General features: G+C 59.3%; 18 protein-coding genes. 10 read left to right on the forward strand and 8 right to left on the reverse strand.

The window, feature by feature from the left end:
• Window positions 1-33: 33 nt before the first annotated feature.
• Genes D0Y60_RS20125 through D0Y60_RS20135 form a run of 3 tightly spaced genes read right to left on the reverse strand, consistent with a single transcriptional unit; the run spans window position 34 to window position 5,484 of the window.
• Entirely contained in the window at window positions 34-3,297 is a 3,264-nt protein-coding gene (locus D0Y60_RS20125; protein WP_117371743.1) for an error-prone DNA polymerase, read from the reverse strand.
• Window positions 3,294-4,808, reverse strand: a complete 1,515-nt coding sequence (locus D0Y60_RS20130) for a DNA polymerase Y family protein (protein ID WP_199564238.1) — start codon at window positions 4,806-4,808, stop codon at window positions 3,294-3,296. The genes D0Y60_RS20125 and D0Y60_RS20130 overlap by 4 nt, the downstream gene beginning before the upstream one ends.
• Window positions 4,726-5,484 (reverse strand): ImuA family protein, encoded by a 759-nt coding sequence (locus D0Y60_RS20135; RefSeq protein ID WP_117371745.1) that lies wholly within the window; start codon window positions 5,482-5,484, stop codon window positions 4,726-4,728. The genes D0Y60_RS20130 and D0Y60_RS20135 overlap by 83 nt, the downstream gene beginning before the upstream one ends.
• A 207-nt stretch (window positions 5,485-5,691) precedes the next feature.
• Between D0Y60_RS20135 and D0Y60_RS20140 the strand changes: the two genes are divergently transcribed.
• The 8 genes from D0Y60_RS20140 to D0Y60_RS20175 all read left to right on the forward strand — a co-directional run bounded on the left by D0Y60_RS20140 (window position 5,692) and on the right by D0Y60_RS20175 (window position 17,011).
• Window positions 5,692-7,761, forward strand: a complete 2,070-nt coding sequence (locus D0Y60_RS20140) for an ATP-dependent helicase (RefSeq protein WP_117371746.1) — start codon at window positions 5,692-5,694, stop codon at window positions 7,759-7,761.
• 25 nt (window positions 7,762-7,786) lie between these two features.
• Window positions 7,787-8,851, forward strand: a complete 1,065-nt coding sequence (dinB, locus tag D0Y60_RS20145) for a DNA polymerase IV (protein ID WP_117371747.1) — start codon at window positions 7,787-7,789, stop codon at window positions 8,849-8,851.
• A 94-nt stretch (window positions 8,852-8,945) separates the two neighbouring features.
• Entirely contained in the window at window positions 8,946-9,536 is a 591-nt protein-coding gene (locus D0Y60_RS20150) for an SOS response-associated peptidase (protein ID WP_117371748.1), read from the forward strand.
• Between the two features lie 180 nt (window positions 9,537-9,716).
• Window positions 9,717-10,505 carry an exodeoxyribonuclease III gene (xth, locus tag D0Y60_RS20155; protein WP_117371749.1) on the forward strand — a complete coding sequence of 263 codons (789 nt, stop codon included), beginning with the start codon at window positions 9,717-9,719 and terminating at the stop codon, window positions 10,503-10,505.
• Window positions 10,506-11,004: 499 nt separating this feature from the next.
• Complete coding sequence (locus tag D0Y60_RS20160) at window positions 11,005-13,173, forward strand: EAL domain-containing protein (RefSeq protein WP_117371750.1); 2,169 nt, start codon at window positions 11,005-11,007, stop codon at window positions 13,171-13,173.
• Window positions 13,174-13,584: 411 nt separating this feature from the next.
• On the forward strand, window positions 13,585-14,988 hold the full coding sequence (gene otsA, locus D0Y60_RS20165; protein WP_117371780.1) for an alpha,alpha-trehalose-phosphate synthase (UDP-forming): 1,404 nt from the start codon (window positions 13,585-13,587) through the stop codon (window positions 14,986-14,988).
• Between the two features lie 107 nt (window positions 14,989-15,095).
• A complete protein-coding gene (locus D0Y60_RS20170; protein ID WP_117371751.1) occupies window positions 15,096-16,577 on the forward strand; it encodes a phospholipase D-like domain-containing protein in 1,482 nt (493 codons plus the stop codon).
• Window positions 16,578-16,753: 176 nt separating this feature from the next.
• Window positions 16,754-17,011: a hypothetical protein gene (locus D0Y60_RS20175; RefSeq protein ID WP_147324545.1), complete on the forward strand. Its 258-nt coding sequence runs from the start codon at window positions 16,754-16,756 to the stop codon at window positions 17,009-17,011.
• A 64-nt stretch (window positions 17,012-17,075) separates the two neighbouring features.
• On the opposite strand, the gene D0Y60_RS25125 is transcribed toward D0Y60_RS20175, so the two are convergent.
• Both D0Y60_RS25125 and D0Y60_RS20185 read right to left on the reverse strand, forming a co-directional pair.
• Window positions 17,076-17,237, reverse strand: a complete 162-nt coding sequence (locus D0Y60_RS25125) for a GFA family protein (RefSeq protein WP_245409252.1) — start codon at window positions 17,235-17,237, stop codon at window positions 17,076-17,078.
• A 324-nt stretch (window positions 17,238-17,561) separates the two neighbouring features.
• The gene (locus D0Y60_RS20185) at window positions 17,562-17,861 is read right to left on the reverse strand and encodes a DUF982 domain-containing protein (protein WP_348627865.1); all 300 of its coding nucleotides are present in this window, start codon (window positions 17,859-17,861) and stop codon (window positions 17,562-17,564) included.
• 639 nt (window positions 17,862-18,500) lie between these two features.
• On the opposite strand from D0Y60_RS20185, the gene treZ reads away from it, so the two are divergent.
• Window positions 18,501-20,393 (forward strand): malto-oligosyltrehalose trehalohydrolase, encoded by a 1,893-nt coding sequence (gene treZ, locus D0Y60_RS20190; protein ID WP_281048166.1) that lies wholly within the window; start codon window positions 18,501-18,503, stop codon window positions 20,391-20,393.
• Window positions 20,394-20,615: 222 nt separating this feature from the next.
• Here the strand turns inward: treZ and D0Y60_RS20195 are convergent, their stop codons facing one another.
• The 3 genes from D0Y60_RS20195 to D0Y60_RS20205 all read right to left on the reverse strand — a co-directional run bounded on the left by D0Y60_RS20195 (window position 20,616) and on the right by D0Y60_RS20205 (window position 22,574).
• Window positions 20,616-21,281, reverse strand: coding sequence for a BA14K family protein (locus tag D0Y60_RS20195; RefSeq protein ID WP_117371782.1), 666 nt, complete (start codon window positions 21,279-21,281; stop codon window positions 20,616-20,618).
• A gap of 199 nt (window positions 21,282-21,480) precedes the next feature.
• Entirely contained in the window at window positions 21,481-22,362 is an 882-nt protein-coding gene (locus D0Y60_RS20200) for a hypothetical protein (RefSeq protein WP_117371753.1), read from the reverse strand.
• Between the two features lie 29 nt (window positions 22,363-22,391).
• The gene (locus D0Y60_RS20205; protein WP_117371754.1) at window positions 22,392-22,574 is read right to left on the reverse strand and encodes a hypothetical protein; all 183 of its coding nucleotides are present in this window, start codon (window positions 22,572-22,574) and stop codon (window positions 22,392-22,394) included.
• 204 nt (window positions 22,575-22,778) lie between these two features.
• Here D0Y60_RS20205 and D0Y60_RS20210 point away from each other — a divergent pair, with 204 nt between their 5' ends.
• On the forward strand, window positions 22,779-23,681 hold the full coding sequence (locus D0Y60_RS20210) for a Ku protein (RefSeq protein WP_117371755.1): 903 nt from the start codon (window positions 22,779-22,781) through the stop codon (window positions 23,679-23,681).
• Window positions 23,682-23,686 lie beyond the last annotated feature (5 nt).

Raw genomic sequence — 23,686 nt, forward strand, 5'->3', positions numbered from 1 at the left:
GCCCCTTACTAGGGATGATGATCTCCCCGTCGGCTAATGAAAATTCCGGCTTTTCACCTTCAGCCGGTCGATCAACAAATCCGGGATGAAGATATCGCGCGCCGGCGCGGCGGCCTTCGGCCGGTCCCGTGAATCCGGCGCCCCGTTCCCATGCGCGAACTCGTCACCCCGCCCATGCGGGAGCGGAAAGGCCTCTCCTCGCTCCCCCAGTTGGCCAAGATCATCGGAAAGATCGAACAGTCGCTGTGCGACGAGATGCACGACGTCGCCTTCTCGCTGGATCTTACCATTGATCGCCAGCATCGAGGCGGAAAGGACAAGCCGGCGCTGGCGCTCGAATAGCGTCGGCCAGACGACCGCGTTGACGATGCCGGTCTCGTCCTCGATCGTCATGAACATAACACCCTTCGCCGAACCCGGCCGCTGGCGCACAAGCACGAGCCCACCGGTCATCAACCATCGGCCATCCCGGGCAGCCATGGCTTCGGCGCATGTGACCATCCGTTTCTCGCGAAGGTCACTGCGCAAGAAGGCAACCGGATGTTGGCGGAGAGTAAGGCCGGTATGGGAATAGTCCTCAACAACCTCGTGTCCAGCCCTCATCGAGGGCAAAGCAACCGAGGGCTCCTGCACTTCAGCAAACTGGCGCGCCTCGCGCTCGGCGGCCGCGGCCCACAGCTCGAGCGGTTCGTCGCGCAAGGCTTTAATTGCCCATAGAGCGTCACGGCGCTGGAGCTGCAACGACGGCAAAAAGGCATCCGCTTCGGCAAGCGTGACGAGGGCAGCCGTCGGCACACCAGATCGCCGCCACAGATCATCGGCTGAGGCGAATGGCTCGTCGGCACGCGCGGCCACAATCCGCGCGGCATCCGCGGTCGCGAGCCCTTTGACCATTCGCATGCCAAGGCGAACGGCGCAGAGGCGGCTTCCTTCGATCTCCTCGAGCGTGCAGTCCCACCGGGAGGCGTTGACGCAGACCGGTCTGATTTCAACGCCATGCGCCCGCGCATCCGAAACGATCTGGGCCGGCGCATAAAATCCCATTGGCTGCGAGTTCAAAAGCGCCGCGCAGAAGGCGTCCGGGTGATGGCATTTCACCCAGCTCGACGCATAGGCAATCAAGGCGAAGCTGGCCGCATGGCTTTCTGGAAAGCCATAGGACCCGAACCCCTCCAGCTGCGAGAATGTCTGCTCTGCAAATTCGGCCGTGTAGCCGTTCTTCACCATGCCAGCGACGAGCTTGTCCTTGAACCGGCTGACTCCGCCGGAGAACTTGAAGGTCGCCATGGACTTCCGCAACTGGTCCGCCTCGCCGCCGGTGAAGCCAGCACAAACCATCGCCACCTTCATCGCCGACTCTTGAAACAACGGAATGCCAAGGGTCTTCGAAAGCACCGCCTCCAGTTCCGGCGTTGGATAGTCGACCGGCTCCTTGCCCTCCCGCCGGCGCAGATAAGGATGCACCATGTCGCCCTGGATCGGACCCGGCCGGACGATCGCCACCTGGATAACGAGGTCATAGAAGGTTTGCGGCTTCAGCCGCGGCAGCATCGACATTTGTGCGCGGCTTTCAATCTGAAAGGTGCCGAGCGTGTCGGCACGACGGATCATGGCATAGGTCCGTGAACATTCGGACGGGATCGAAGCGAGGTCGCGAACGTCGCCCTTGTGCTCGGCCATCAGGGCAAAGGCCTTGGACATGCAAGTCAGCATGCCGAGCGCGAGCACGTCGACCTTCATGAACTTCAGCGCCTCGATGTCGTCCTTGTCCCATTCGATGACCTGGCGATCGTCCATACGCGCTGGCTCGATCGGCACGAGATCGTCGAGACGGTCATGGGTCAGGACAAAACCACCGGGATGCTGACCGAGATGGCGCGGTGCGCCCATCAGCTGCTGCGCCAATTCCAGCGTTAACATCAGCCGGTAATCGGCAGCGTTTAGATTGTTCTCTCGAATCTGGCGCTCGGATACTCCCTCCGACCAGCCCCAAACTCCGGACGATAGTTGCCCGATCATGTCTTCCGGCAGGCCCAGTGCCTTGCCAACGTCACGCAAGGCGCCCTTTGCCCGATAGCGGGTGACGGTCGAACAGAGGGCGGCTCGGCTCCGACCGTAGGTCTCGAAGATCCATTGGATGACCTCTTCGCGTCTCTCGTGTTCAAAGTCGACGTCGATGTCCGGCGGTTCATCTCGCTCTTGGCTGATAAAGCGCTCAAAGAGGAGGTCGTTCATATCAGGATCGATAGAGGTCACGCCGAGGCAATAACAGACAGCGGAATTGGCGGCAGAGCCTCTACCCTGGCAAAGAATACCCTTCGATCGGGCAAACCGAACGATCGAGAAAACCGTGAGGAAATATGGCGCGTAGTTCATGATCCTGATCAACTCGAGTTCGTCGAGCAGAGATTTACGAACCTTGTCCGGTACGCCTTCGGGGTAGCGACTGGCCGCCCCCTCCCACGTGAACTTGACCAACGACTGCTGCGGATCGAGGCCAGGCACAATGGCCTCCTCCGGGTACTGGTATTGCAGTTCCTTGAGATCGAACTTGCAACGCTCCACAATCTCGCGGCCGCGGGCTAGCGCTTCCGGATATTCGTTAAAGAGCCGATGCATCTCCTCCGGCGCCTTCAGAAAACGATCGGCATGACGTTCACGGTCAAAGCCTACGTCGTCGATGGTCGAGCGGGTGCGGATGCAAGTTACGACATCCTGCAACTGCCGACGGCCAGGTTCGTGGAACAAGACATCGTTGGTGACGACGGTTCTGACCCTTTGGCGTGCCGCCATCGTAGCGATGCCATGCAAGCGCAGCTTGTCGTTCGGCCGGCGACGCAGGCAGACGCTCACATAAGCGCGATCACCGAACAGTTCGGCCATCTTGCGAAGCTGCACGCCGCAGGTCTCGTCGGCTTCGTCCGGCACGAGCACGCCGATCATGCCGGCGGCATGGTCGGCGACATCTGCGAAATCAATCAGGCAATTGCCTTTGCCGCCGCGGCTCTTGCCGAGGGACAGCAACCGGGTCAGCCGGGAATAGGCTGGCCGGTCCATGGGATAGACGAGGAGCGACATGCCGTCGGTGAGGTCCAGGCGGCAACCGACGACCAGTCGGACGCCGGTGGTCTTGGCAGCCTCCCAGGCGCGCACAATGCCGGCGAGGCTGTTGCGGTCGACGACGCCGAGCGCGTCGATGCCAAGCGCGGCGGCCGTAGCGAATAGCTCGTCAGCGCTGGATGCCCCGCGCAGAAACGAGAAATGCGTCGTGACTTGCAGTTCGGCATAGCGCGTCATCCGAACACCCCATGCACAAACCAAAAGTGGGAGCCGGTTTCCGCATCGATGCCGTCGCCAGCACGATAAACCCAGTAGCGCTCACCAAGCTCATCCTCGACCACGAAATAGTCCCTCACCGCCTGGAACTCGCGTGGTCTCCGCCACCACTCACCAAAAATCCGCTCCGGCCCGTCGGCGCGCACGACCTTCCGCCGCTTGCCCCGCCAAGTGAAGACCGCCGGTGGCTGGTCCGGCAGAAGTGCGATGACCTCGATGCGTTCGGGGTTTGCGAAAAGCCGTGTCGGGCGCGGCCATTTCACCGCCCATGCCTCACCGATGTCAGGCGCGGTCGCGGCGATGCGGCGAACCGAACGCTCCGGCACATCCGACGCGACAGGTGCAACGCGGAACAGGCGATGGCCACGATTGCCGAGAATGTCGACCAGCGGTGAAATGTCCGCGACCTCCTCCTCGATGAGCGATGAGGCGACCTGCCGCTCCTCCAGCGGCTCGGCGAAGACCGCTACAAGCAACAGCTTCTCGATGCCAAAGCCGGGATCGATCGTCTCGATGCGGTCGCAGAGCAGCTTCGACAGGCGCGCCGGATCGCGGACAGGTTTGGCAAGACCAGCACGCAGATGCTGCCTGGTGTTGTCGACGCGATGGATGAAGAGGTCGCAGCGCCGCGCGCCGAGGCCGTCTTCCGCAAGACGGGAGGAGAGTTGGCCGACCAGCCGACGGACATATTTGGCGATCGTTTCCGGCGCGCCGATAGGTTCGGCGAAATTCTTCGCAACCTCGACCAGCTCCGGCGTGCGGATCGGCTCAATCGGTTCGGCGACCCGCCCGAAAATCTGGTCCAATCGGCGCGCAGGCTCTGGCCCGAACCGCAAGGTTACCGGCGCGCGCGGCATGGCCGAAAGCTGACCAACCGTATCGATGCCAAGAACACGCAGGCCCTGGATTGTCTCTGCCGGCAGCCGTAGAGCGACAATCGGCAGATCGATGACCGCCTTTGGCACATCGCCCGTCGGCACGACGGTTGTTTCGGCCGAAAGCAGCCGCGCGAGCGCATGCGCGGCACCCCAGGTGTCGGCAACGGCGGCGCGTGTGGTCAGCCCCCGCCCCCTCAGCACGTTGACGAGGCCGGAAACCAGAAGCGCCTCTCCGCCACGCAGATGATCGGCCCCTTCGGTGTCTATGACGAGACCGTCGGCGCCATCGACGGCGACGACCGGGCTATATTGTCGGAGCGCCCAGAGCGCGAGCCGTTCGAGTGCGGCGGCATCCTCACCTGGCGCTGCGTCGACCATCAGAAGATCCGCCACCATGGCCTGTGCCTTGCTGGCCGGCATTCCCACGCGAAGACCGAGCTTCAATGCGGCGGTGTCGGCGGCAGAAATCCAGCGCTTTGAGCCGCTGCGGGCAACGACGACCAGCGGCTTGTCAGCCGGCAAGGCTTCGCCCGCGTGTCGTCTGATCCGCTCGGTCGGGAGCTGTGGGAAGTAGACAGATACGACCCTTGGCATCGGGGGCTCCAATTTCAAATTCGGCGCATTCGCCCGCCTTCACCCGCATCAATTCCGCCAACCAGCGGGCCCTCCCCACGCCCGCGACCGGCAATCTTTCCGATGGCAGCGTGCTGATGCGCCACCGCGTCGTCGAGGCCGTCGGCTGCCCATAATCCAAGGCCTCATTCTGTCGTCGCCAGCGTCGGAGCACGATGCCCATGGCGCCCGTCTTCTCGGCGGCGAGTTGCAGGCGTCGCGACGCGTTCATCGGCAGCCTGACCAGTTCGCCGACGACTGCTGCAAGTCCGCCAAAGGATAGTCCCTCCTCCATCGCTGACAGCGCTTCTTCCTCCCGGTCGCTTTCGCAGAAGACGACACGGTCCGGATGGAGCCCGGCCTGAGCAACCGCTGGAAAAAACAAGTCCGGACGCGTCATGCACCAGAGCACCTTGCCCCGCGCTCTGGCGGCAACGCCCGCAACAAAGAGCGCAGCCGCGGCCCCGTCGACCGTTCCCCCTCCGCCGCCGGCGACCTCATGGAGAGAACCGAAGGCAAGCCCTCCTCCGGGCAAGGCCCGATCGACCTCCGCAACGCCGAAAGGCAGAACCTGCTTTGCGCGTTGCGGACCGCCTTCGAGCTGGCCGATGCGCTCGCGTAGCTCCGCCAGGACAGGGTTTAGCGCAGGGTTGGCCACGGCGGATTTGTTGCTCCTTGAGGGTTTGCAGCGGTTCTCTAAGCTGATATGTTCATTATTTGTTCCGATTGCTCAACTGAGTCAATCGGGCCTCCGGTCCTGAAATTGTTTCTCGGCTAAGTTCTTGAAACGAATCCCTTAGCTGCATCAAGGAGATATCCAGCGATCGGAGGGGTAGGAAATTTTTCTTAGGCATGCTGGGGACAAATGACGGCTGCGCATCTCGAAAAGCTCAACGACCGGCAACGCGAAGCCGTCGAGCATGGCATTGGCCTGCCGGATGGAAAAATCGGCGGCCCGCTGCTGATCATTGCCGGCGCGGGCAGCGGCAAAACCAACACGCTTGCACACCGCGTCGCGCACCTGATCGTCAACGGCGCCGATCCACGCCGAATCCTGCTGATGACGTTTTCGCGGCGGGCAGCATCCGAGATGGCGCGCCGGGTGCAGCGCATCTGCCGCCAAGTGCTGGGCGAAAACGCCGCCATCATGACAGATGCGCTTGCCTGGGCTGGAACGTTTCATGGAATCGGTGCGCGGCTCCTGCGCATGTATGCCGAGCAGATTGGCCTCAACGTCGATTTCACGATCCACGACCGCGAGGACAGCGCGGACCTGATGAACCTCGTGCGGCACGAGCTCGGCTTTTCCGCAAAACAGACGAGGTTTCCGACGAAGGGCACCTGCATCGCGATTTATTCGCGCGTGGTCAATTCTCAGGTCTCGATCAAGGAGCTTCTGAAATCCTCCTATCCCTGGGTACTCGAATGGGAGGAAGAGTTGAAGCAGCTCTTCGCCGCCTATGTTGAGGCCAAACAGACACAGAACGTCCTGGATTACGACGACCTGCTGCTCTACTGGGCGCAAATGGTTTCCGAACCCGAGCTGGCCGAGGACGTCGGCAACCGCTTCGATCACATTCTCGTCGACGAATATCAGGACACCAATCGCCTACAGGCGTCGATCCTGATGTCGCTGGCGCCGGGCGGCCGCGGCCTGACCGTCGTCGGTGACGATGCGCAATCGATCTATTCCTTTCGCGCGGCGACCATCCGCAACATCCTAGATTTCCCGCAGGAATTCTCGCCGAAGCCGGCCGACGTCATCACGCTCGACCGCAACTATCGTTCGACTCAGCCGATCCTGGCCGCCGCCAACGCGGTCATCGAACTGGCGCGGGAGCGCTACACGAAAAACCTCTGGACCGACCGTGCATCTGAGCAGCGGCCGGTGCTTGCCACGGTCAAGGATGAGATCGACCAGGCCGCCTATATCGTGGAGCAGGTGTTAACGAACAGAGAGGTAGGCGTCACGCTGAAGCAGCAGGCCGTGCTGTTTCGAACGTCAAGCCATAGCAGCGCGCTTGAGATCGAACTCACCCGGAGAAACATCCCCTTCGTCAAATTCGGTGGCCTGAAATTTCTCGACGCGGCCCATGTGAAGGATTTGCTGGCCGTCATGCGGTTTGCGCAAAATCCGCGCGACCGCGTTGCCGGTTTTCGGGTCCTGAAACTGCTACCCGGCATCGGGCCACAGACGGCAGGCAGGATCCTTGACACGATAGCAGCCGATCCGGAGCCGTTGCAGTCGTTGGCCGAAATTCCGCCGCCAGCAAAAACCGGCGACGACTGGCCCGCCTTCATCACGCTGGTCACCGCGCTCCGCAAAGGCGCGGCTGGCTGGCCGGCGGAGATCGGGACGGTGCGGATGTGGTACGAGCCTCATCTCGACCGCATTCATGAGGATGCCGACACCCGCAAAGACGATCTTATCCAACTCGAGCAGATCGCCAGCGGCTATGCCAGCCGCGAGCGCTTTCTCACAGAGCTGACCCTTGATCCACCGGACGCGACCAGTGACCAGGCCGGCGTGCCTCTGCTGGATGAGGATTATCTGATCCTCTCGACGATCCATTCGGCCAAGGGACAGGAGTGGCGTGCGGTGTTCATGCTCAACGTCGTCGACGGCTGCATTCCGTCCGACCTCGGCACCGGCACCACTCCCGAGCTCGAAGAGGAGCGCCGCCTGCTTTATGTCGGTATGACGCGAGCGCGGGACAATCTCACCCTGGTTACGCCGCAGCGCTTCTTCACGCACGGTCAAAATGCCCAGGGCGATCGGCATGTTTATGCGTCGCGCACCCGCTTCATTCCGGCCACGCTGCTGCAGTATTTCGAGACCACGAGCTGGCCGAAGGTCTCGGCCGCAGCCGGCGAGCGCAGTGCAAAACAGATCCGCATCGACGTCGGCGCCCGAATGCGCTCCATGTGGAAATGAGATGAGCGAGGCCCTAGCATCACAAATGAGAAAGATCATCCATGTCGACATGGATGCCTTCTATGCGTCGGTTGAGCAGCGCGACAATCCGGAACTTCGGGGCAAACCGGTCGCTGTCGGCGGCTCTGCGGCGCGCGGTGTCGTTGCCGCGGCGAGCTATGAAGCGCGCGCCTACGGCGTGCGATCCGCCCTACCCTCAGTGACCGCCAAACGGCGGTGCCCAGACCTTATCTTCGTACCGCCGCGTTTCGACACCTATCGCGCGGTCTCCGCTCAGATCCGAGAGATCTTTGCCGAACACACAGACCTGATCGAACCGCTGTCCTTGGACGAAGCCTATCTCGACGTGACCGAAAACAAGCAGGGCATTCCAGTCGCCACCGAGGTTGCGACGATCATCCGGGCGCGTATCAAGGAGGTCACCGGCCTCAACGCATCCGCCGGCATCTCCTATTGTAAATTCCTGGCCAAGATGGCGTCGGATCTCAACAAACCCAATGGCCAAGCAGTAATTTCGCCCAAGAACGGACCGGCCTTTGTCGAAGCGCTCGCGGTCAAGAAATTTCATGGTGTAGGCCCGGCGACGGCCGCCAAGATGGAACGGCTTGGCATCCTGACTGGTGCGGATCTCAGGTCGAAACCGCTTGCCTGGCTCCAAGAGCGTTTCGGCAAGTCTGGCACATGGTATTACAATATCTCCCGCGGCATCGATAACCGCGCCGTCCAACCGGATCGGCCACGCAAGTCTGTTGGCGCCGAGGATACCTTCATAGTCGATATCGTCGATCTGGCCGCCGCCCGTGCCGAAATCACACCGCTTGCCGCCAAGGTCTGGCGCCATTCCGAGGCAAAGGGTCTCCATGGGCGGACGGTGACCCTGAAAGTCAAATATGCCGACTTCCAGATCATCACCCGTAGCAGGACGACATCAACACCCATCATGAGGTTGGACGATCTCGAGGCCGTCGCGCAATCGCTCCTTGAGCCCTTGTTCCGAGTGCCCAAGGGCATTCGTCTCCTCGGCGTCACGCTATCTTCTTTCATTGACGAAGAGGAAACCGAAACGGACCAGTTGGAGTTAGAGATCTAGCCGCGCCTACAGTCTGCAAATCCAGACGAGGTGCCTTACATTGCCAATTCGACGCGCCGCAACGCTGTGTCGATGCCGGTCCTTCGGAGGAACCATGTGCAACGATTACCGCCTGATGGTCGAACTTGCCTCGGTGATCGAGGGGTTCGAACACCTGAAGATCAAGATCCGATTTCCCGAGGGCCGTCCCAATATCGAGGCACGCGAGGATATCAAGATAACCGACACCGCGCCGATTGTCCGTACAGTCGACGGCGAGCGCGGCGCCGGCGAACTCGTCCAGCGACGATGGAGTTGGCCGAGCCCGACCAGAAAGCCGGTCTACAACTTTCGCTCCGAAGGCCGCGAGTTCACCTCGAACCGATGCCTGATTGTCGCCGATGGATTCTACGAGTTCACCACGCCAGTCGACCCGAAAAAGAAGCGAAAGGATAAATGGCTATTCCGCAAGATCGGTGAACCGATCTTTGCCATTGCCGGCATATGGCGCGAGACGCAGGACGTCGGCGAGGCGTTCACGATGCTTACGATGGAACCCGCGCCGGACATCGCTCCCTATCACGACCGTCAGATCGTCATCCTCGAACGCGACACCTGGGCTGATTGGCTCGATCCTTCTGTTTCCGCGAAATCGCTGATCAAGCCGCTCCCGGAAGGTTCTTTCTCCGTTGAGCAGGTGGGGTGATACCTTACTCCTCTCCTAAGAGTCATGCCTATTAAGGGCGCTCGCCTTTGCGAGCGACCTGCCTAAGTAACTGCGATCTTTGTTGTTCACGCCTTAGCTGTCGGCCGCCAGTCGCTCCTAAAGGAACTTTTGTACTCACTCCCTGTTTCCTGGACGAGTGCCGAGCGGCAAGGAGATCGCGTGAAGATCGCCACTTACAACGTCAACGGGGTGAACGGCCGGCTACCGGTGCTGCTCCGATGGTTGAAGGAAGACTTACCCGACATCGTCTGCCTGCAGGAACTGAAATCACCAGACGATCGTTTCCCGCGCGGGGAACTGGAACGGGCCGGCTATGGAGCGGTCTGGCACGGCCAAAAGAGTTGGAACGGTGTCGCGATTCTGGCCAAAGGTGTGGTCCCTCTTCTGACGCGCCGCGGACTGCCGGGCGATCCGGACGATACGCACAGCCGCTACATCGAAGCCGCCATCAATGGGATCCTCGTCGGCTGCCTCTATCTCCCAAATGGCAATCCCGCGCCCGGCCCGAAGTTCGACTATAAGCTACGATGGTTCCGGCGCCTTCATGCCTATGCAGCGGAACTGATTGATCTCGGCATTCCCGCTGTAATTGCTGGAGACTACAATGTCATGCCAACGGATATCGATGTTTATGCGCCGGAGCGTTGGCGCGACGACGCGCTGTTTCGCCCTGAGGTTCGCAGGGCCTATGCCGATCTCGTCGCGCAAGGGTGGACCGATGCGATCCGCCATCTTCATCCCGATGAGCGCATCTACACCTTCTGGAAATATTGGCGGAACTCCTTCGAGCGCGATGCAGGTCTGCGTATAGACCACTTCCTGCTCAGTCCGAATATTGCGCCATGGCTGAGATCGGCTAGCGTTCGGCGGACTCCGCGAAGCTGGGAGCACACCAGCGATCACGCCCCTGTTATAATTGAGATCGACCCGCCAAACGACGCCGACTAATTTCTGCCTGTCTAGAGATCGGCGCTCGCAGTCCTATCGCCCGCTTTGGCTCTCATGTGACGGCAATCTGGTCGATGTCTGCAGTCTGCGATACCTAGCGGGCACTCCTGTGAGCCGGTGCGGCCTAACCCTCAGTCGCTACCGCTATCCGTTTAAGGGACCGTCATCGTTCACATCCTTATAATCAGAAACTTCAGATCGCACTCGCCGTGACGGAAGGCGTGTTCTGCCCGCAGCCGAAGTCGAAACCCGGCCGGAACCTCGCGCACTATCTTGTGTGGACAATAGCGAGGAATAGGCACTTGGCCGGGGCGGAGCTACAGGTTTTCCGCTAGCGCCCGTCGTGGTCTTCCGGTGTGTACCGTACGCTAGCGTACATACGGTTTTAACGTTGCCTTCAGCAAGCCAACCTACTCTCCGGGCTCCAGCGCTTGTCGCGAGGCATGATGCCGTCTGGCTGCCCGATGACCGAGGCCACTCTCGCTCTACGGAATTGTCTATGGCTAGCAGCCCACGGCCTCAGTTGCGTCCTCTTACCGTCATCGTTACCAGTCTTGCCATCTTGCTCACGCTCGGTGGACTTGGATATGTTGTGTCCGGCTCAATCCAGTTCATGGCGACGTCGGCGGACCGGATGGACGACGCCCGTGCCCTGTCAGCAGCGAAGGCAGCTTTGGCCGCTTTGAAGAAGCAGCTTAGTGCTACCGTAAGGGACAACGCGTATTGGGACGACGCCTATGAATCGCTGGAGAATGGGGGGGCCAAAAACTGGGCGTCTGAAAACTGGGGCGCCACGACGGCAGACTATCCGCTCTATGATACAGCGCTCGTGGTCGAGCCTGATGGCAGGTCACTTGTCGCGTTTCATAAGGGCGTGGAATTTAACGACGCTGACGTGAACAGCTTTTTCCTCGGGAATCTCGTCGATGTCATCGCAGCCGCGCGACGCGCCGGCTATGCGGCTGAAACACTTCCTGTCGCCTTCGTGGACACTCGGGACGGCATAGCCTTGATCGGCGCAGCGGCGGTACAGCCATCAAAACATCCGGCTTTTGATATGAATGCCGCGAAGGTTCTGGTGTTCGCCAAGCTGCTAAGTCAGAGTGTCGTAGCCGAGATTGCCGAGACATACGATATCGCGGGTCTGACGTTAAGTGACGACGTCGGAAGCGAATCCATGCTCCATGCTGATGTTTTGGACATTCATAATCGGGACATCGCCAGGGTTACTTGGCCGCCGGCGCACCCAGGCTCAGCGAGCTATCAGCAGGTGCGGCGTACTGTAGTGGCATCGGGGATCATTCTTACGGCTTTGCTGGCAGCCGTCGCCATTTGTGGAGCTGTCTTTTTGAGAGCAATTCTCAACAGCGAACGCGCGGCGCAGTACGAGGCTAAGCATGATGCACTTACAGGTCTTTGGAACAGGGCCGGATGTCTCGAACGGCTTGATGCGGCGTTGGCTTCCAACGGTGGAAATCACACAACCCTACACGTTCTCGATCTCGATGGCTTCAAACCCGTGAACGACGCATGGGGCCATCTCGTTGGCGACCAACTCATAAAGGCAGTGGCGACGCGACTCTTGAGCAACCTCCCAACGACCGTAACGGTGGCGCGCCTCGGCGGAGATGAGTTCGCGGTCGTTGATAACACGTCTGCACTCGAACTCGGATCAAGTGCACTATCGCAGTCGATCATCGACACGATGGCAACGCCATTTTTGATCGACGGCAGGATTATCGAGATTGGCGGCAGTGTTGGATGGGCGTGCTTGGATACTAAGCGGCAGGAAGGCAGCGAGCTGCTCAGGCGCGCCGACCTAGCACTATACCGAGCCAAGAGCCTTGGGCGCGGTATCGCGGTCAACTACGACCCGTCTTTAGACGAAGAAGCTGGACGCCATTCGGAACTTGAGCAGGAATTGAGACGTGGTCTCAAGGCAAACGAAATTAGCGTCGTTTTCCAACCACTAGTCGAAGCGTCTACGCGTAGGCTCAGCGGCGTAGAAGCGTTAGCCCGCTGGAGCAGTCCTATTCGCGGCTCCGTTCCACCGGACGTCTTCATTCCAGTGGCGGAGAAGGCTGGTTTAATCGATCAACTTGGCCTCCAGGTCCTGAGAACAGCGCTTCGCGAAGGCATGCGGTGGCATAGTATCGGGATCGCGGTCAATGTCTCACCGCTACAGCTGAGGAACCCTTATTTTTGCCGCCAGGTAAGAGACGCTCTTGCAGAATCCGGCTTCGATCCCGCACGGTTGACAATTGAGGTCACGGAGGGGGTATTCATATCCAATCCCGGCCAAGCAAAGCGTGCATTCGACGGGCTGCGCGCTCTCGGCGTCAAGATCGCTCTCGACGATTTTGGATGCGGGTATGCAAGCATTGGCACACTGCGGGAATTTGGTTTCGACAGCATGAAAATTGATCGTTCGCTTGTTACTGGGTTGAGCGGCGACAACAATGCAGGGGCCGTATTTCAAGCCACCGTGGCTCTTGCAAACGCTCTATCGCTGCCCGTCACAGCTGAAGGGATCGAAACAGAGGAGCAAGCGACGGCAGTTCGGCTTTCAGGTTGTGAGAAGCTGCAGGGATATCTCTTTAGCAAACCCGTACCTGCCAGTGAAATAACATCGCGGTACTTCGTTTCGTCGTCCGCACAGGCGAGCTGACGATAGGAATCGGCGGAAATTAGCCATCTTTGCGGCTTCGACCAACGCCCATAACCGAAACTCCGCTCCACATCATGCCCGCGGTAGTGACAGCTCTAGCAATAGTTCTCCTCGACAGGAATGATCAAGCTCGTCCGTTCGCTTGTCGCATTCCGTATCGTCTGTTTCTCTATCCGGCTCCTCATCGGCCCCTCTCTTCGCTCATACTCGAAGCGATCTTCCGCGCTTGAAGCGTTGATAACGCAGACTTTTGCCGTATCAACCACACCGCACCCATGGAACTTTTTAATCTCCCGATGGGTTTTGTTGCGTCGCCGTTAAACCGCGATGGCAAATTCGCCTTTGCGATATGTCCTCGCTCTCGCTCCCTTCCCCACGAAGGTCATCAATCCCAATCTGGTACCATGCATCATGAGTCGTCTAATCGTTGTTTCCAACCGCGTTCCCGTTCCGGACAAGAAGGGAACCGCACCGGCTGGCGGCCTTGCGGTCGCACTTCAATCCGCGCTCGAAGCGCGTGGCGGCTTGTGGCTCGGCTGGTCGGGGCAATCTTGCCCACAGGACGGCGTCGGACCGCTGAGGATGCTTCGAGATAGCAATATTGACTACGCGCTGACCGATCTCACCGATCGCGATGTTGAGGAATATTACCAGGGTTTTGCCAACCGCGTTCTCTGGCCGATCTGCCACTATCGTCTGGACCTCGCCGAATATGGCCGACGTGAAATGGCTGGCTATTTCCGCGTCAACCACTTTTTCGCCAGCCGCCTGCTGCCCTTGATCGGAGAGGACGACCTCATCTGGATTCATGATTACCACCTGATCCCACTCGCAGCGGAACTGCGCCGACAGGGCGTAAAGAACCGGATTGGCTTTTTCCTGCACATTCCCTGGCCCGCCCCGGACGTTTTTCTCGCGATGCCTGTCAACGACGAAATCCTGACCAGCCTGACCGCCTATGACGTGCTTGGCTTCCAGACCGAAAACGACCGTGAGAATTTCGCCGATTGCCTCCTTCGGCAAGGGCTCGGCAGCCGATCGGACAATACCCATTTCACGGTCGGCGCTCGATCATTCACGGCACGACACTATCCGATAGGCATCGAGACGGAGGAATTCGCGAAACTGGCGCAGCGGGCGGCGGAAACCAGCCTGCACAAGCGAATGCTCCAAAGCCTCGACGGCAAAGGCTTGATAATCGGAGTCGATCGGCTCGACTACTCGAAGGGCATCACACAGCGTATCGATGCCTTTGAAAACTTCCTCACACGTAATCCCGACAGTCAACGCAAGGTGACGCTTTTGCAGATTACGCCGAAATCGCGCTCGGAAGTGCCAGAATATGAGGCGATGCAGCGAGCGGTGGCCGAGCAAGCGGGCCGTGTTAACGGTGCGCTCGGCACTGTGGATTGGGTGCCGATCCGCTACGTCAATCGCTCATTACGGCGTCCGGCATTGGCGGGACTATACCGCATGGCTAAGCTCGCCCTCGTCACGCCGCTGCGCGACGGCATGAACCTCGTGGCGAAAGAATTCGTCGCCGCACAGAGCGAGGCGGACCCAGGCGTTCTCCTCCTATCGCGCTTCGCGGGCGCAGCGCAAGAATTGAAGGATGCTGTGCTTGTCAACCCTTACGACGTGGAGGGAACCGCTGAGGCGGTCGCGCGCAGCCTCGCCATGCCTTTGGAAGAACGCCGCGACCGGTGGAAAGGCATGATGAAGGCTTTGCGCGGCAACGATGTCTTCAGCTGGTGTGATACGTTCCTTGGCGATCTCTCGACCGGCGAGCAGGGGGCGTTCGAAAACATCGTCTGAGGCAACTTGGCGGGCGGGTAGAAATTTTGCGCTTACCCCGCCGGCCAGGATTGATCGAAAATACCACGCCGGTCTAAGCTTAGCTCAGCGCTCTAAGGGAGGTCTGGATGTCTGAAGGGTCTTTGTTTCGGCCCGGACACAATTGCTGGCGAACGTCAAAAGCAGACGATTTTTCAATTATCGTGGATGCCGACGATTATTTCACCGCGATCCGAGACGCGATGCGATCCGCGCGACGATCCATATTTCTCGTGGGCTGGGACTTCGATGCAGGTACAACGCTTGGCCGGCCCGATATCGATGACGGCGCGCCCCAGAAGGTGGGGGAGTTCATTATCTGGCTGGCGCGGAAGAACCCTGATCTAGAGATCAGGATTCTTCTTTGGAGCCCTGCGCTTCTGGCAAGCTGGATGCGTCCATCCAATCTTCCCTATCTCCTAAGATGGAAATGGCACCCTCGGATCTCCGTAAAATTGGACGGAAAACATCCCGTTGGAAGTTCGCACCATCAGAAGATGCTTGTGGTGGATGACGATACAGCATTTTGCGGCGGCATCGACGTCACACTCGATCGCTGGGATACGCGGGACCATCTCGACGAAAACCCGCGGCGGCGGCGACCCAATGGCTCGCCTTACGGCCCGTGGCACGATGCCTCCAGTAGGTTCACCGGCGAGGCCGCACGTGCTCTAGGAGAACTTTGTCACATGCGGTGGCGACGTGCGGGCGGAGCCGAGGTGTCCGAACCGTCTCCAAGGGCTCCAGTCAAACACGCAGCACGATCCGGTTTTTCCTTCGGCTCAGTAAATCTGGCCATCACCCGCACGGAACCGGCGCATCTCGACGAAAGCCGCGTAATCGAAATCGAGAAACTCTACGTCGATATGATTGCCGCCGCGCGCAAGCTTGTCTACGCGGAAAGCCAGTATTTCGCGTCAAGGAAAGTGGCCCAAGCGATCGCTCAGCGGCTGGCGGAGCCTGACGGACCGGAGATCGTGCTGGTCAACCCTTTCGCCTCGGACAATTGGCTAGGTGCGCTGGCGATGGATACTGCACGAGCACGATTACGTGAGTCACTAAGACGGCATGATCTCAACGGTCGCTTCCGGATGTATCACCCAGTGACTGCCCTGAAGCAGCCTATTTATGTTCATTCTAAGCTTATGATCGTGGATAATGAGATTATCCGCGTGGGCTCTTCCAACATGAACAATCGGTCCATGCGCTTTGATCGGGAATGCGATGTCGCGCTTGAGGCGGGGAATTCTGAAGAATTTCGCCGGCGCATTGGAGAATTCAGAACTGACTTGCTGGCAGAACATCTCGGTGTATCTCCTGGCACGGTGGAGCACGCGGTGGCACAGTCAGGCTCTTTGATTGCGGCAATTGAAACTCTCCGTAAGTCCCAGTCAGGACGCACTCTCGTCCCCTATAAGACGGCTGAGGTGTCCGATCTCGAAAAATGGCTCGCAGATAACGAGATCCTCGACCCTGAAGGGCCGGAAGAGGTCTTCGAACCTATCGAACGCCGGGGCCTATTCCGAGGGCGGCTGCATTTGCCACATCGAAGGCGCAAGCATCTAGGCTAGCCAGAAGACCGACTGCATTGGCGTTGTGGGAACCCGCCGCCGCAACTTCAAACGTGTGTCGTTGCATCAACGCGGCCGCTTCATATTATTTGCGGGGAGAAAGCGCGTCGAATCTAAGCAAAGCTGGAACACTGAGTTGAAATCGTCGTTTGCAAGTCCACCAACTGGAGGCAACAATGGCGCTATCAATTTCTTCTCCCCGTCAAATGGCTAGCGATGTGGATATGCAGATCGATTGTGAAGTTGCGATCGATATGGCGACTCGCGATCTGGTCGATGCCGTCATTCAGGCGGGCTGGCCACCGAAAATCGCCTATTCCGCACTCAAAAATGTCGCCAGAAACCGGGCGCTAGCCTATCAGGACGATCCCGATCCGGCTGACGATCCTGAGCCGGAACAAATCACTGTCGGAAGCATTTTGCCGTCGCTCTAGGTTCAGCACTTGCCCCGCTCCGGCGGGGCTACTTTTTTCCGAGCGGGCGACGCCTTTCTCGCCATCACCGGCAGCGGATCGACAAACGCATGCGCCAATACCCGTGTGCTTCCGGCGGAAACCGTTCTGGCGCATCCATGAACCCGGTGCAGATATAGACCTCACCGGAAAGGCCGGCATCGACGTAGCCGATCGATGTACCACAGTTCGCGCAGAACGATCGCATCACACCGCGGGTCTTCGTGAATGTCTTGGGATGCCCCGATCAAATAGCACCTGATCGGGGCGGTAGCCGATCCAAATCGTCAGAGGTCCACCAATCGCTCTGCGGCAGTCGTCATCGTGATTATAGCAAACCCAAAAGGGTTCGCCCGTAAACGTGGCGGCAATGGCGCCGCAGAAGCAATGTCCATGGTCGATCCTCATGAGGAGCCCTCCTATCAGCTCCCCTATAACGTCCTCGACGTAGCAACGGTTCGGGTATTCTTGCTCGCCCTTGTTGCGGCAAACCTCGATGACGTTCTGGCGGCATCAAGGCGAGGCAGGATCACTATCGACGCAGTATGTCAGCTTCGGTCGCTGCCGCCTTAAAGGCCTCGGCCGCGACCGATACATCCACTCGGCCTTCGATAGCTTCTATGCACGCTTTTCGGGCCGCCGCGAAAAATTTACCGCCACGGCTCGGCCAGCAGGTCATGAGGCACGCAAGCGCGTCTCGGCTGTTAGTCACACTCTTGAAATGATCGCCACCGTCGATGACTATTTCAACTGCAGGGTCCCATAACTCGCTCAGCATCGTAAACCTGCCACCTGTTATTTTCACAGCATCGAAAACGCTGACGATCACCATGCGTTCCCGGATCAGACTTTGGTACCAGTGTAGTGCGAGAAAAGTCCTAGCCCGGCCGCAGGGTCTCAACACCCAACGGCAGTGACCACGCAGGTTGCCACAGGCTACGTCGGTACAAACTGCAAAACCGCGTAGTACAGACATTGCTGACATGGCGAGGGAACTTGCGTTCTCCCGAAGCGTCACCGGGAGGCCCACGATACCTTGCAGCTCACCCTGCATCCGGTCATCGTCTATGGGCGGTATCAGTTCTATCTCGGTCGGGATGCCGACGTCTTCAGCTATATCGGCTCGCTGAGGTCTCGTCGTTGTTGCGAACTTTTCTGCAAGGCCAACTTCCTTCGACCTGCCGTGCGAGCTGGACCTGTCCAGGCGTTGCCTGATCAGCAATTACGGTCCTATTGGGAGACTGGATAACAACGGTCGATCTGAAGCCCTACGAAGCATTCGCTGTTTTAGCCGTGGCGGAATGACGAAGGAACAACTCGTTCGAATAAATGTTTCTGCTCGACCCGTGCACAAGCGCCAGATGCTCGCGGCCCTCTGATCTTAGGATGTCCCATGAGCACGACACACGACGGGTCTATCGCCTCCGTTTCGGATAGACAGAGGAGGCGCTATCCGGTTGGTGCCTAAATCCTGGCAAACAGCGTATCGTTTCGCGTCTGGGCACCTGCGCAATCCTGTGTGTCGCTTTTGCTGGACGATGGCCGCGAGTGGAGGATGAATCCCGAAGACGCAGGCTATTTTCGGCTGGATCTGGAAGGCATCTGTTCCGGCGCCCTTTATCGGTTTAGGCTCGGAACCAGTCCGGAACCAGCCGCCGATCCGGCTTCCCGCTTCCAGCCGGACGGCCCTTCCGGTTTTTCGATGGTTGTCGATCCAGCACGTTTCCAGTGGCACGACAAGGACTGGCCCGGTATTACGTCGTCCGGTCAGGTTTTGTACGAGATGCACATCGGCACGTTCACCCCACAGGGAACCTACGCCGCCGCAATCGGAATACTGGAATTCCTGAGGGAAATAGGCATTACCTGTCTCGAGATCATGCCGGTCAACGAGTTCTGCGGCACGTTCGGATGGGGCTACGACGGCGTCCTACCCTATGCCCCGACGAGGCTCTACGGCGAACCGGACGATCTGCGATCGTTTGTCGATACCGCACATCAGCTGGGAATCGGCGTCATCCTCGACGTCGTCTACAACCATTTTGGCGTTGGCGACCGTTTCGCGGATTTCACGCCGGACTACTTCACCGAAACCTACTGGAACGAGTGGGGAAGCTCCATCAACTTCGATGGCAACAACAGCGCCGGCGTTCGGACATTCTTCGCGAAGAACGCCGCCTACTGGATCGATGAATACCATCTCGACGGATTGCGTCTTGATGCAACACAAGCACTCAACGACAACAGCAACGAACACATCATGGCGACGATCGCCCGGGAGGCTCGCGCCGCAGCTGGCCCGAAATCAATCTATCTCGTGGCAGAAAACGAGCCGCAGGACACCCGGCTCGTCCGCGGTTTCAAGCAACGCGGCTACGGCCTCGACGCACTCTGGAACGATGATTTCCACCACTCCGCCATGGTCGCGCTGACGGGGCGAAACGAGGCTTACTACCATGACCACCTCGGGCACGCCCAGGAGTTCGTGTCATCGGCAAAGTACGGTTATCTCTTCCAGGGGCAACGATATGACTGGCAGGACGCGCCTCGCGGCAGGCCGGGTCTGGATCTCTTTCCGACCAACTTCATTCATTTTCTGCAAAACCACGATCAAGTCGCAAATTCTGGGACGGGCGCGCGGATGGGAATGCTTGGCTCGCCAGCGAGGGTTCGCGCGCTGACGGCGTTGCTGCTGCTCGGACCACAAACTCCGATGCTTTTCCAGGTGCAAGAGTTCGGCGCATCGAGCCCCTTCTACTATTTCGCTGACAATTCGTGCGAACTCGCCGAAATCGTCCGTAAAGGCCGTATCGATTTTCTAAAGCAGTTTCCAAGTCTCAATGATGAGGCCTTCACGCTCCGGATGCCCGTTCCATCCGAACGCTCGACCTTCGAGCGCTCGAAGCTCGATTGGTCAGAGCGGGATGCGAACGCCCATATTACGGCATTGCATCGAGACCTGCTGGCACTCCGTCGGCACATCGAGTCGATCGAGGCTGGCGGTCGGACACTACGTCCTTCGCTGGATGGCAGCGTATTGGACCGTTCGGCGTTGATGCTGCGTTTTTTCGCTACCGAGCCGCGCGAAGAACGGTTGCTCTTGGTCAACCTCGGCAAAGACCTGCCGGTGACGAGCCTTGCGGACCCGCTCTTGGCACCGCCGGTCGATTCTCAGTGGTCGGTCATCTGGTCGAGCGAAGACCTCGCCTATGGCGGCGGCGGCAAACGCGCGATCGATTTCCAGAAACGATGGACACTCGGCGCCGACACAGCTTTGCTCCTTGCTCCCACCGAGGCCGAACGCTGCACGATCCCTGATCGGGAACGCCTGTTCACGTGGCAGGCAGAGATTTCGAACATATGATCTAGCTAGGCTCAAAGCGGCTTTGTCTGCTTGGCGGTAACTTACCGACGAAGATTCTTTGCCTCTGTCACGCCAGTTGCATGCAAGCACGCTCAATCGCACGAAGCTGATCCTGTGAACGGTTCCCAATCGCGGCATAGAATGATGCTTAGAACGTTGGGAGAGCAGGAGGCGACCCACAAATCGCCGCGACGTTTGTTGGGCAATATCGATATCAATGATTTACCGGCATTGACGTCGGGGGCCACCGCTCAGCGGCTGATAGGTGTTGTCTTCGAGCCGGTACGAGCGATAACGCGTGCTGCATCTCTGCGCATGCACCTCATCTCCCAGATAGGCCGTTTGCACTGTAAGTGTATCGCCAACCTCGTCCTCGAGCCGGTGTGAAGCCACAACATCTTGTGCAGAGGCGGCAAAAGCAGAGATCTCATTATCGGCCACGGTTTGGTAGGGCGAGTTGCAACGCCGACGTTTGCCCTGATACGGCTGATAGGTATCGTCTTGCGCTCGATACGAGTTGTACCGTGACGCGCACCATTCTACATGCTGGGGATTGTGGGGGGCGTGGTCCGTAAGCGCCACCTGTTCAATATCGGGTGTAGAGCCCGTCTCGACCATGTCGACGTCGGGTGTTTCACCGCCGTCAGGGGTATAAGGCTGTACTGCCTGGTCGTCCTTCTGGGGAGACCGTGCAGATACGCGGATAAGGCGCGGGTTGTCCGTGGCGACGAGCACGGGCTTCGATGTCCAGAGGTCGGAAACGTCGGAACTCTTCTGCGCGTTCGGCGCCTGCATGCCGGCGAAATAGACCACAGTGCCAACCACGCCCGCGACAAATGTCGCCAACGACAGCAATACGCCTGCTGCCAACGCGGCAATCGCTCTCATGCCAGCCTCCTATTATCAAACATTGTTGCCGCTCTGAAGGTAGCGAAAGTTGCTTGGAATCATTGGCTTAACGGAAAACCGGTCGATGTGGTTCCTGCAATCGGGCTTTGGTCCGATGCAGTGGGACTTTAGGCGGAAAGACATCTGGCTTCTCTACGGAAGCCTCGGCATGGCAAGCGGTAATCCAAGGCCGCCAGGACTATGGTGACGGCGGCGTCATCATTCGCCTTTCGCGCGACCGTGCCGTTCGCCGCGCCTCGCGCATCTCCTCAAGACTTGGGAGCCACCACCCCCGTTGACGTTCATATTCCCCCGGCTCGACCCTCGATGGCCACGTATGAACAAGCTCTTCGAGCGAGGGAACGCGCCACGCTGCCCAGACGTGGTCATCGTGAAAGTCCGGATAGAGATCGCTGATCTCGCCTGGATCGACGAGTTCACCGGTGACGTCGTCCACGACGATAAGACCATAGCGCGCCGTTGCGACTGGTCGGCCCAGCGGTGGCGGATCCTCGGCCGGTAGCGGGATGCGCCTTCTCTTGCGCTCGGCTGCGCGGCGGCGGGCTATTTTTTCTTCATCGGAGCCCTTGCGCGCCTCGGCGCGCTTGCGCCTTTCCTCTGGTTCGCAGCGCTGCGCCTCCGCTTCAATGACCTGCCAGTGATGAACAAGATCGTCATAGGAAGAAAAGGGCACGCGCCAGGCCTTTTCGGCGCCGTCCCAGCGGGCGAAGCGAACCTGCCGGATTTCCTCGACGAGTTTGCGCGAATAGGGCGTCCTGACGCGAAACCCGTCCCTGTCGACGCTGAGATAAGGGCTGAGGATGGGTTCGAAGGCATAGGCGTCCCTCCCCTTCGCTTCGGCATAGGGGTCGAGGCGGGATTGCTCTTTCGCCATCCAGCGATCGATGCGTCGGCGGGCCGTCTTGCCAGGGACGATCCACGCCTTGCGTCTATCGCTCCAGCGAGCGCGCGGGAACGTCTCGCGAAACCGCTGCACCGTCATCCGGTCGAACAGAAACGCCACGGCGGCATGCTCGCCGTCCTCTTCGGCCTCATGGCCGATCTCGCGTTCCTCCTCCATGGCGTCACCGTGCTCAGGATAGCAGGCACTCAGTGCTTTGTATGCCGATCGCCCCGGTCGCCTTCACCGGGCTTGGCCTCGGTTTTCGCCTTCTGGCGGCGATCGGCGGAGAGGGAGCGGCCGACATCGACGCTTTCCTTGAACTGACCCTTCTCGTCACGGCGGACATAGCGCTTGTCGGTTCCGGTATCGATGGTCTCACGCTTCGTCATCACAATATTCCTTCCCGGTTGTGGTCCGGGAAGAACGCAGGGAACGGCAAGAAAGATGCTGTGAATCAAGGACATATTGCAGACTCGCAATGAGGGAAGCGAGCGGCCGCTAAGTTGTTGATTTCCGATTCATTTTTGAATCGGAACAAATTCGCAAGTGATTCGCTTGACTCGCTTTGGTTGCGTCGAGTCAGGAGTTTCGAGATGGCCCAGCGTGCTCAGTGGAAAGGCTTCATCAAATTCGGAGAGGTGAGCTGCGGCGTCGGGCTTTATACCGCCGCCAGCACCTCCGAGCGCATCTCGTTCCATACGATCAACAAAAAGACCGGCAATCGCGTCAACCGTATCTTCGTCGACAGCGACACTGGCAAGGAGGTCGAGCGCGAGAAACAGACAAAGGGTTTCGAGATCGAGAATGGCCAATACATCATGATCGACCCGGAAGAAGTGGCCGCAACGATCCCCGAAAGCAACAAGACGCTGACGGTCGAAGCCTTCATCCCCTGCGCCGACGTCGATGACGTCTATTTTGACAAGCCCTACTATCTCGTGCCGACCGACCGCGTCTCCTCCGATGCCTTCACCGCGTTGCGTGACGCCATGGAGAAATCCAAAGTCGCTGCGGTCGCGCACACCGTCCTGTTTCGCCGGATGCGCACTGTCTTGATCCGCACGCACGGCAAGGGCTTGATCGCCACGACCATGCAATACGACTATGAGGTTCGCTCCTCGGACAAGGCGTTCGAGGAGATGCCGAAGCTGAAGATCAAGGGCGAGATGCTGGATCTTGCCAAGCACATCATCGCCACGAAGAAAGGAACCTTCGATCCGGCTGAATTCGATGATCGCTACGAAGAAGCCGTCGCAGAACTCGTCAAGGCGAAGATCGAAGGCAAGTCGCTGCCAAAGCGCAAGGCGGTCAAGGTCTCGAAGCCCGACGATCTGCTGGTCGCACTGCGGGAGAGCGCGAAGATGCTGAAGGCAGGCGGCGACAAGCCGAAGCGCGCGGCCGCCAATGCCAACAAGGGCACCGCTCGCAAACCGGCGGCGCGAGCCGCGGCGCCGAAAGCGGGCAGCCCCTCGGCTGCACAGCGTAAAGCCGGCTGAGGAGA

Source organism: Shinella sp. WSJ-2, from assembly GCF_003432075.1.
Classification (GTDB): domain Bacteria; phylum Pseudomonadota; class Alphaproteobacteria; order Rhizobiales; family Rhizobiaceae; genus Shinella.

Coding starts and splice junctions, on each gene's coding strand:
- D0Y60_RS20205 (WP_117371754.1), bottom strand. CDS start 22,574: ATGACGAAGCGTGAGACCATCGATACCGGAACCGACAAGCGCTATGTC.
- dinB (WP_117371747.1), top strand. CDS start 7,787: ATGAGAAAGATCATCCATGTCGACATGGATGCCTTCTATGCGTCGGTT.
- otsA (WP_117371780.1), top strand. CDS start 13,585: ATGAGTCGTCTAATCGTTGTTTCCAACCGCGTTCCCGTTCCGGACAAG.
- D0Y60_RS20200 (WP_117371753.1), bottom strand. CDS start 22,362: ATGGAGGAGGAACGCGAGATCGGCCATGAGGCCGAAGAGGACGGCGAG.
- D0Y60_RS20130 (WP_199564238.1), bottom strand. CDS start 4,808: ATGCCAAGGGTCGTATCTGTCTACTTCCCACAGCTCCCGACCGAGCGG.
- D0Y60_RS20160 (WP_117371750.1), top strand. CDS start 11,005: ATGGCTAGCAGCCCACGGCCTCAGTTGCGTCCTCTTACCGTCATCGTT.
- D0Y60_RS20140 (WP_117371746.1), top strand. CDS start 5,692: ATGACGGCTGCGCATCTCGAAAAGCTCAACGACCGGCAACGCGAAGCC.
- D0Y60_RS20170 (WP_117371751.1), top strand. CDS start 15,096: ATGTCTGAAGGGTCTTTGTTTCGGCCCGGACACAATTGCTGGCGAACG.
- D0Y60_RS25125 (WP_245409252.1), bottom strand. CDS start 17,237: ATGCGATCGTTCTGCGCGAACTGTGGTACATCGATCGGCTACGTCGAT.
- D0Y60_RS20185 (WP_348627865.1), bottom strand. CDS start 17,861: ATGGTGATCGTCAGCGTTTTCGATGCTGTGAAAATAACAGGTGGCAGG.
- D0Y60_RS20210 (WP_117371755.1), top strand. CDS start 22,779: ATGGCCCAGCGTGCTCAGTGGAAAGGCTTCATCAAATTCGGAGAGGTG.
- D0Y60_RS20150 (WP_117371748.1), top strand. CDS start 8,946: ATGTGCAACGATTACCGCCTGATGGTCGAACTTGCCTCGGTGATCGAG.
- D0Y60_RS20125 (WP_117371743.1), bottom strand. CDS start 3,297: ATGACGCGCTATGCCGAACTGCAAGTCACGACGCATTTCTCGTTTCTG.
- D0Y60_RS20175 (WP_147324545.1), top strand. CDS start 16,754: ATGGCGCTATCAATTTCTTCTCCCCGTCAAATGGCTAGCGATGTGGAT.
- D0Y60_RS20195 (WP_117371782.1), bottom strand. CDS start 21,281: ATGAGAGCGATTGCCGCGTTGGCAGCAGGCGTATTGCTGTCGTTGGCG.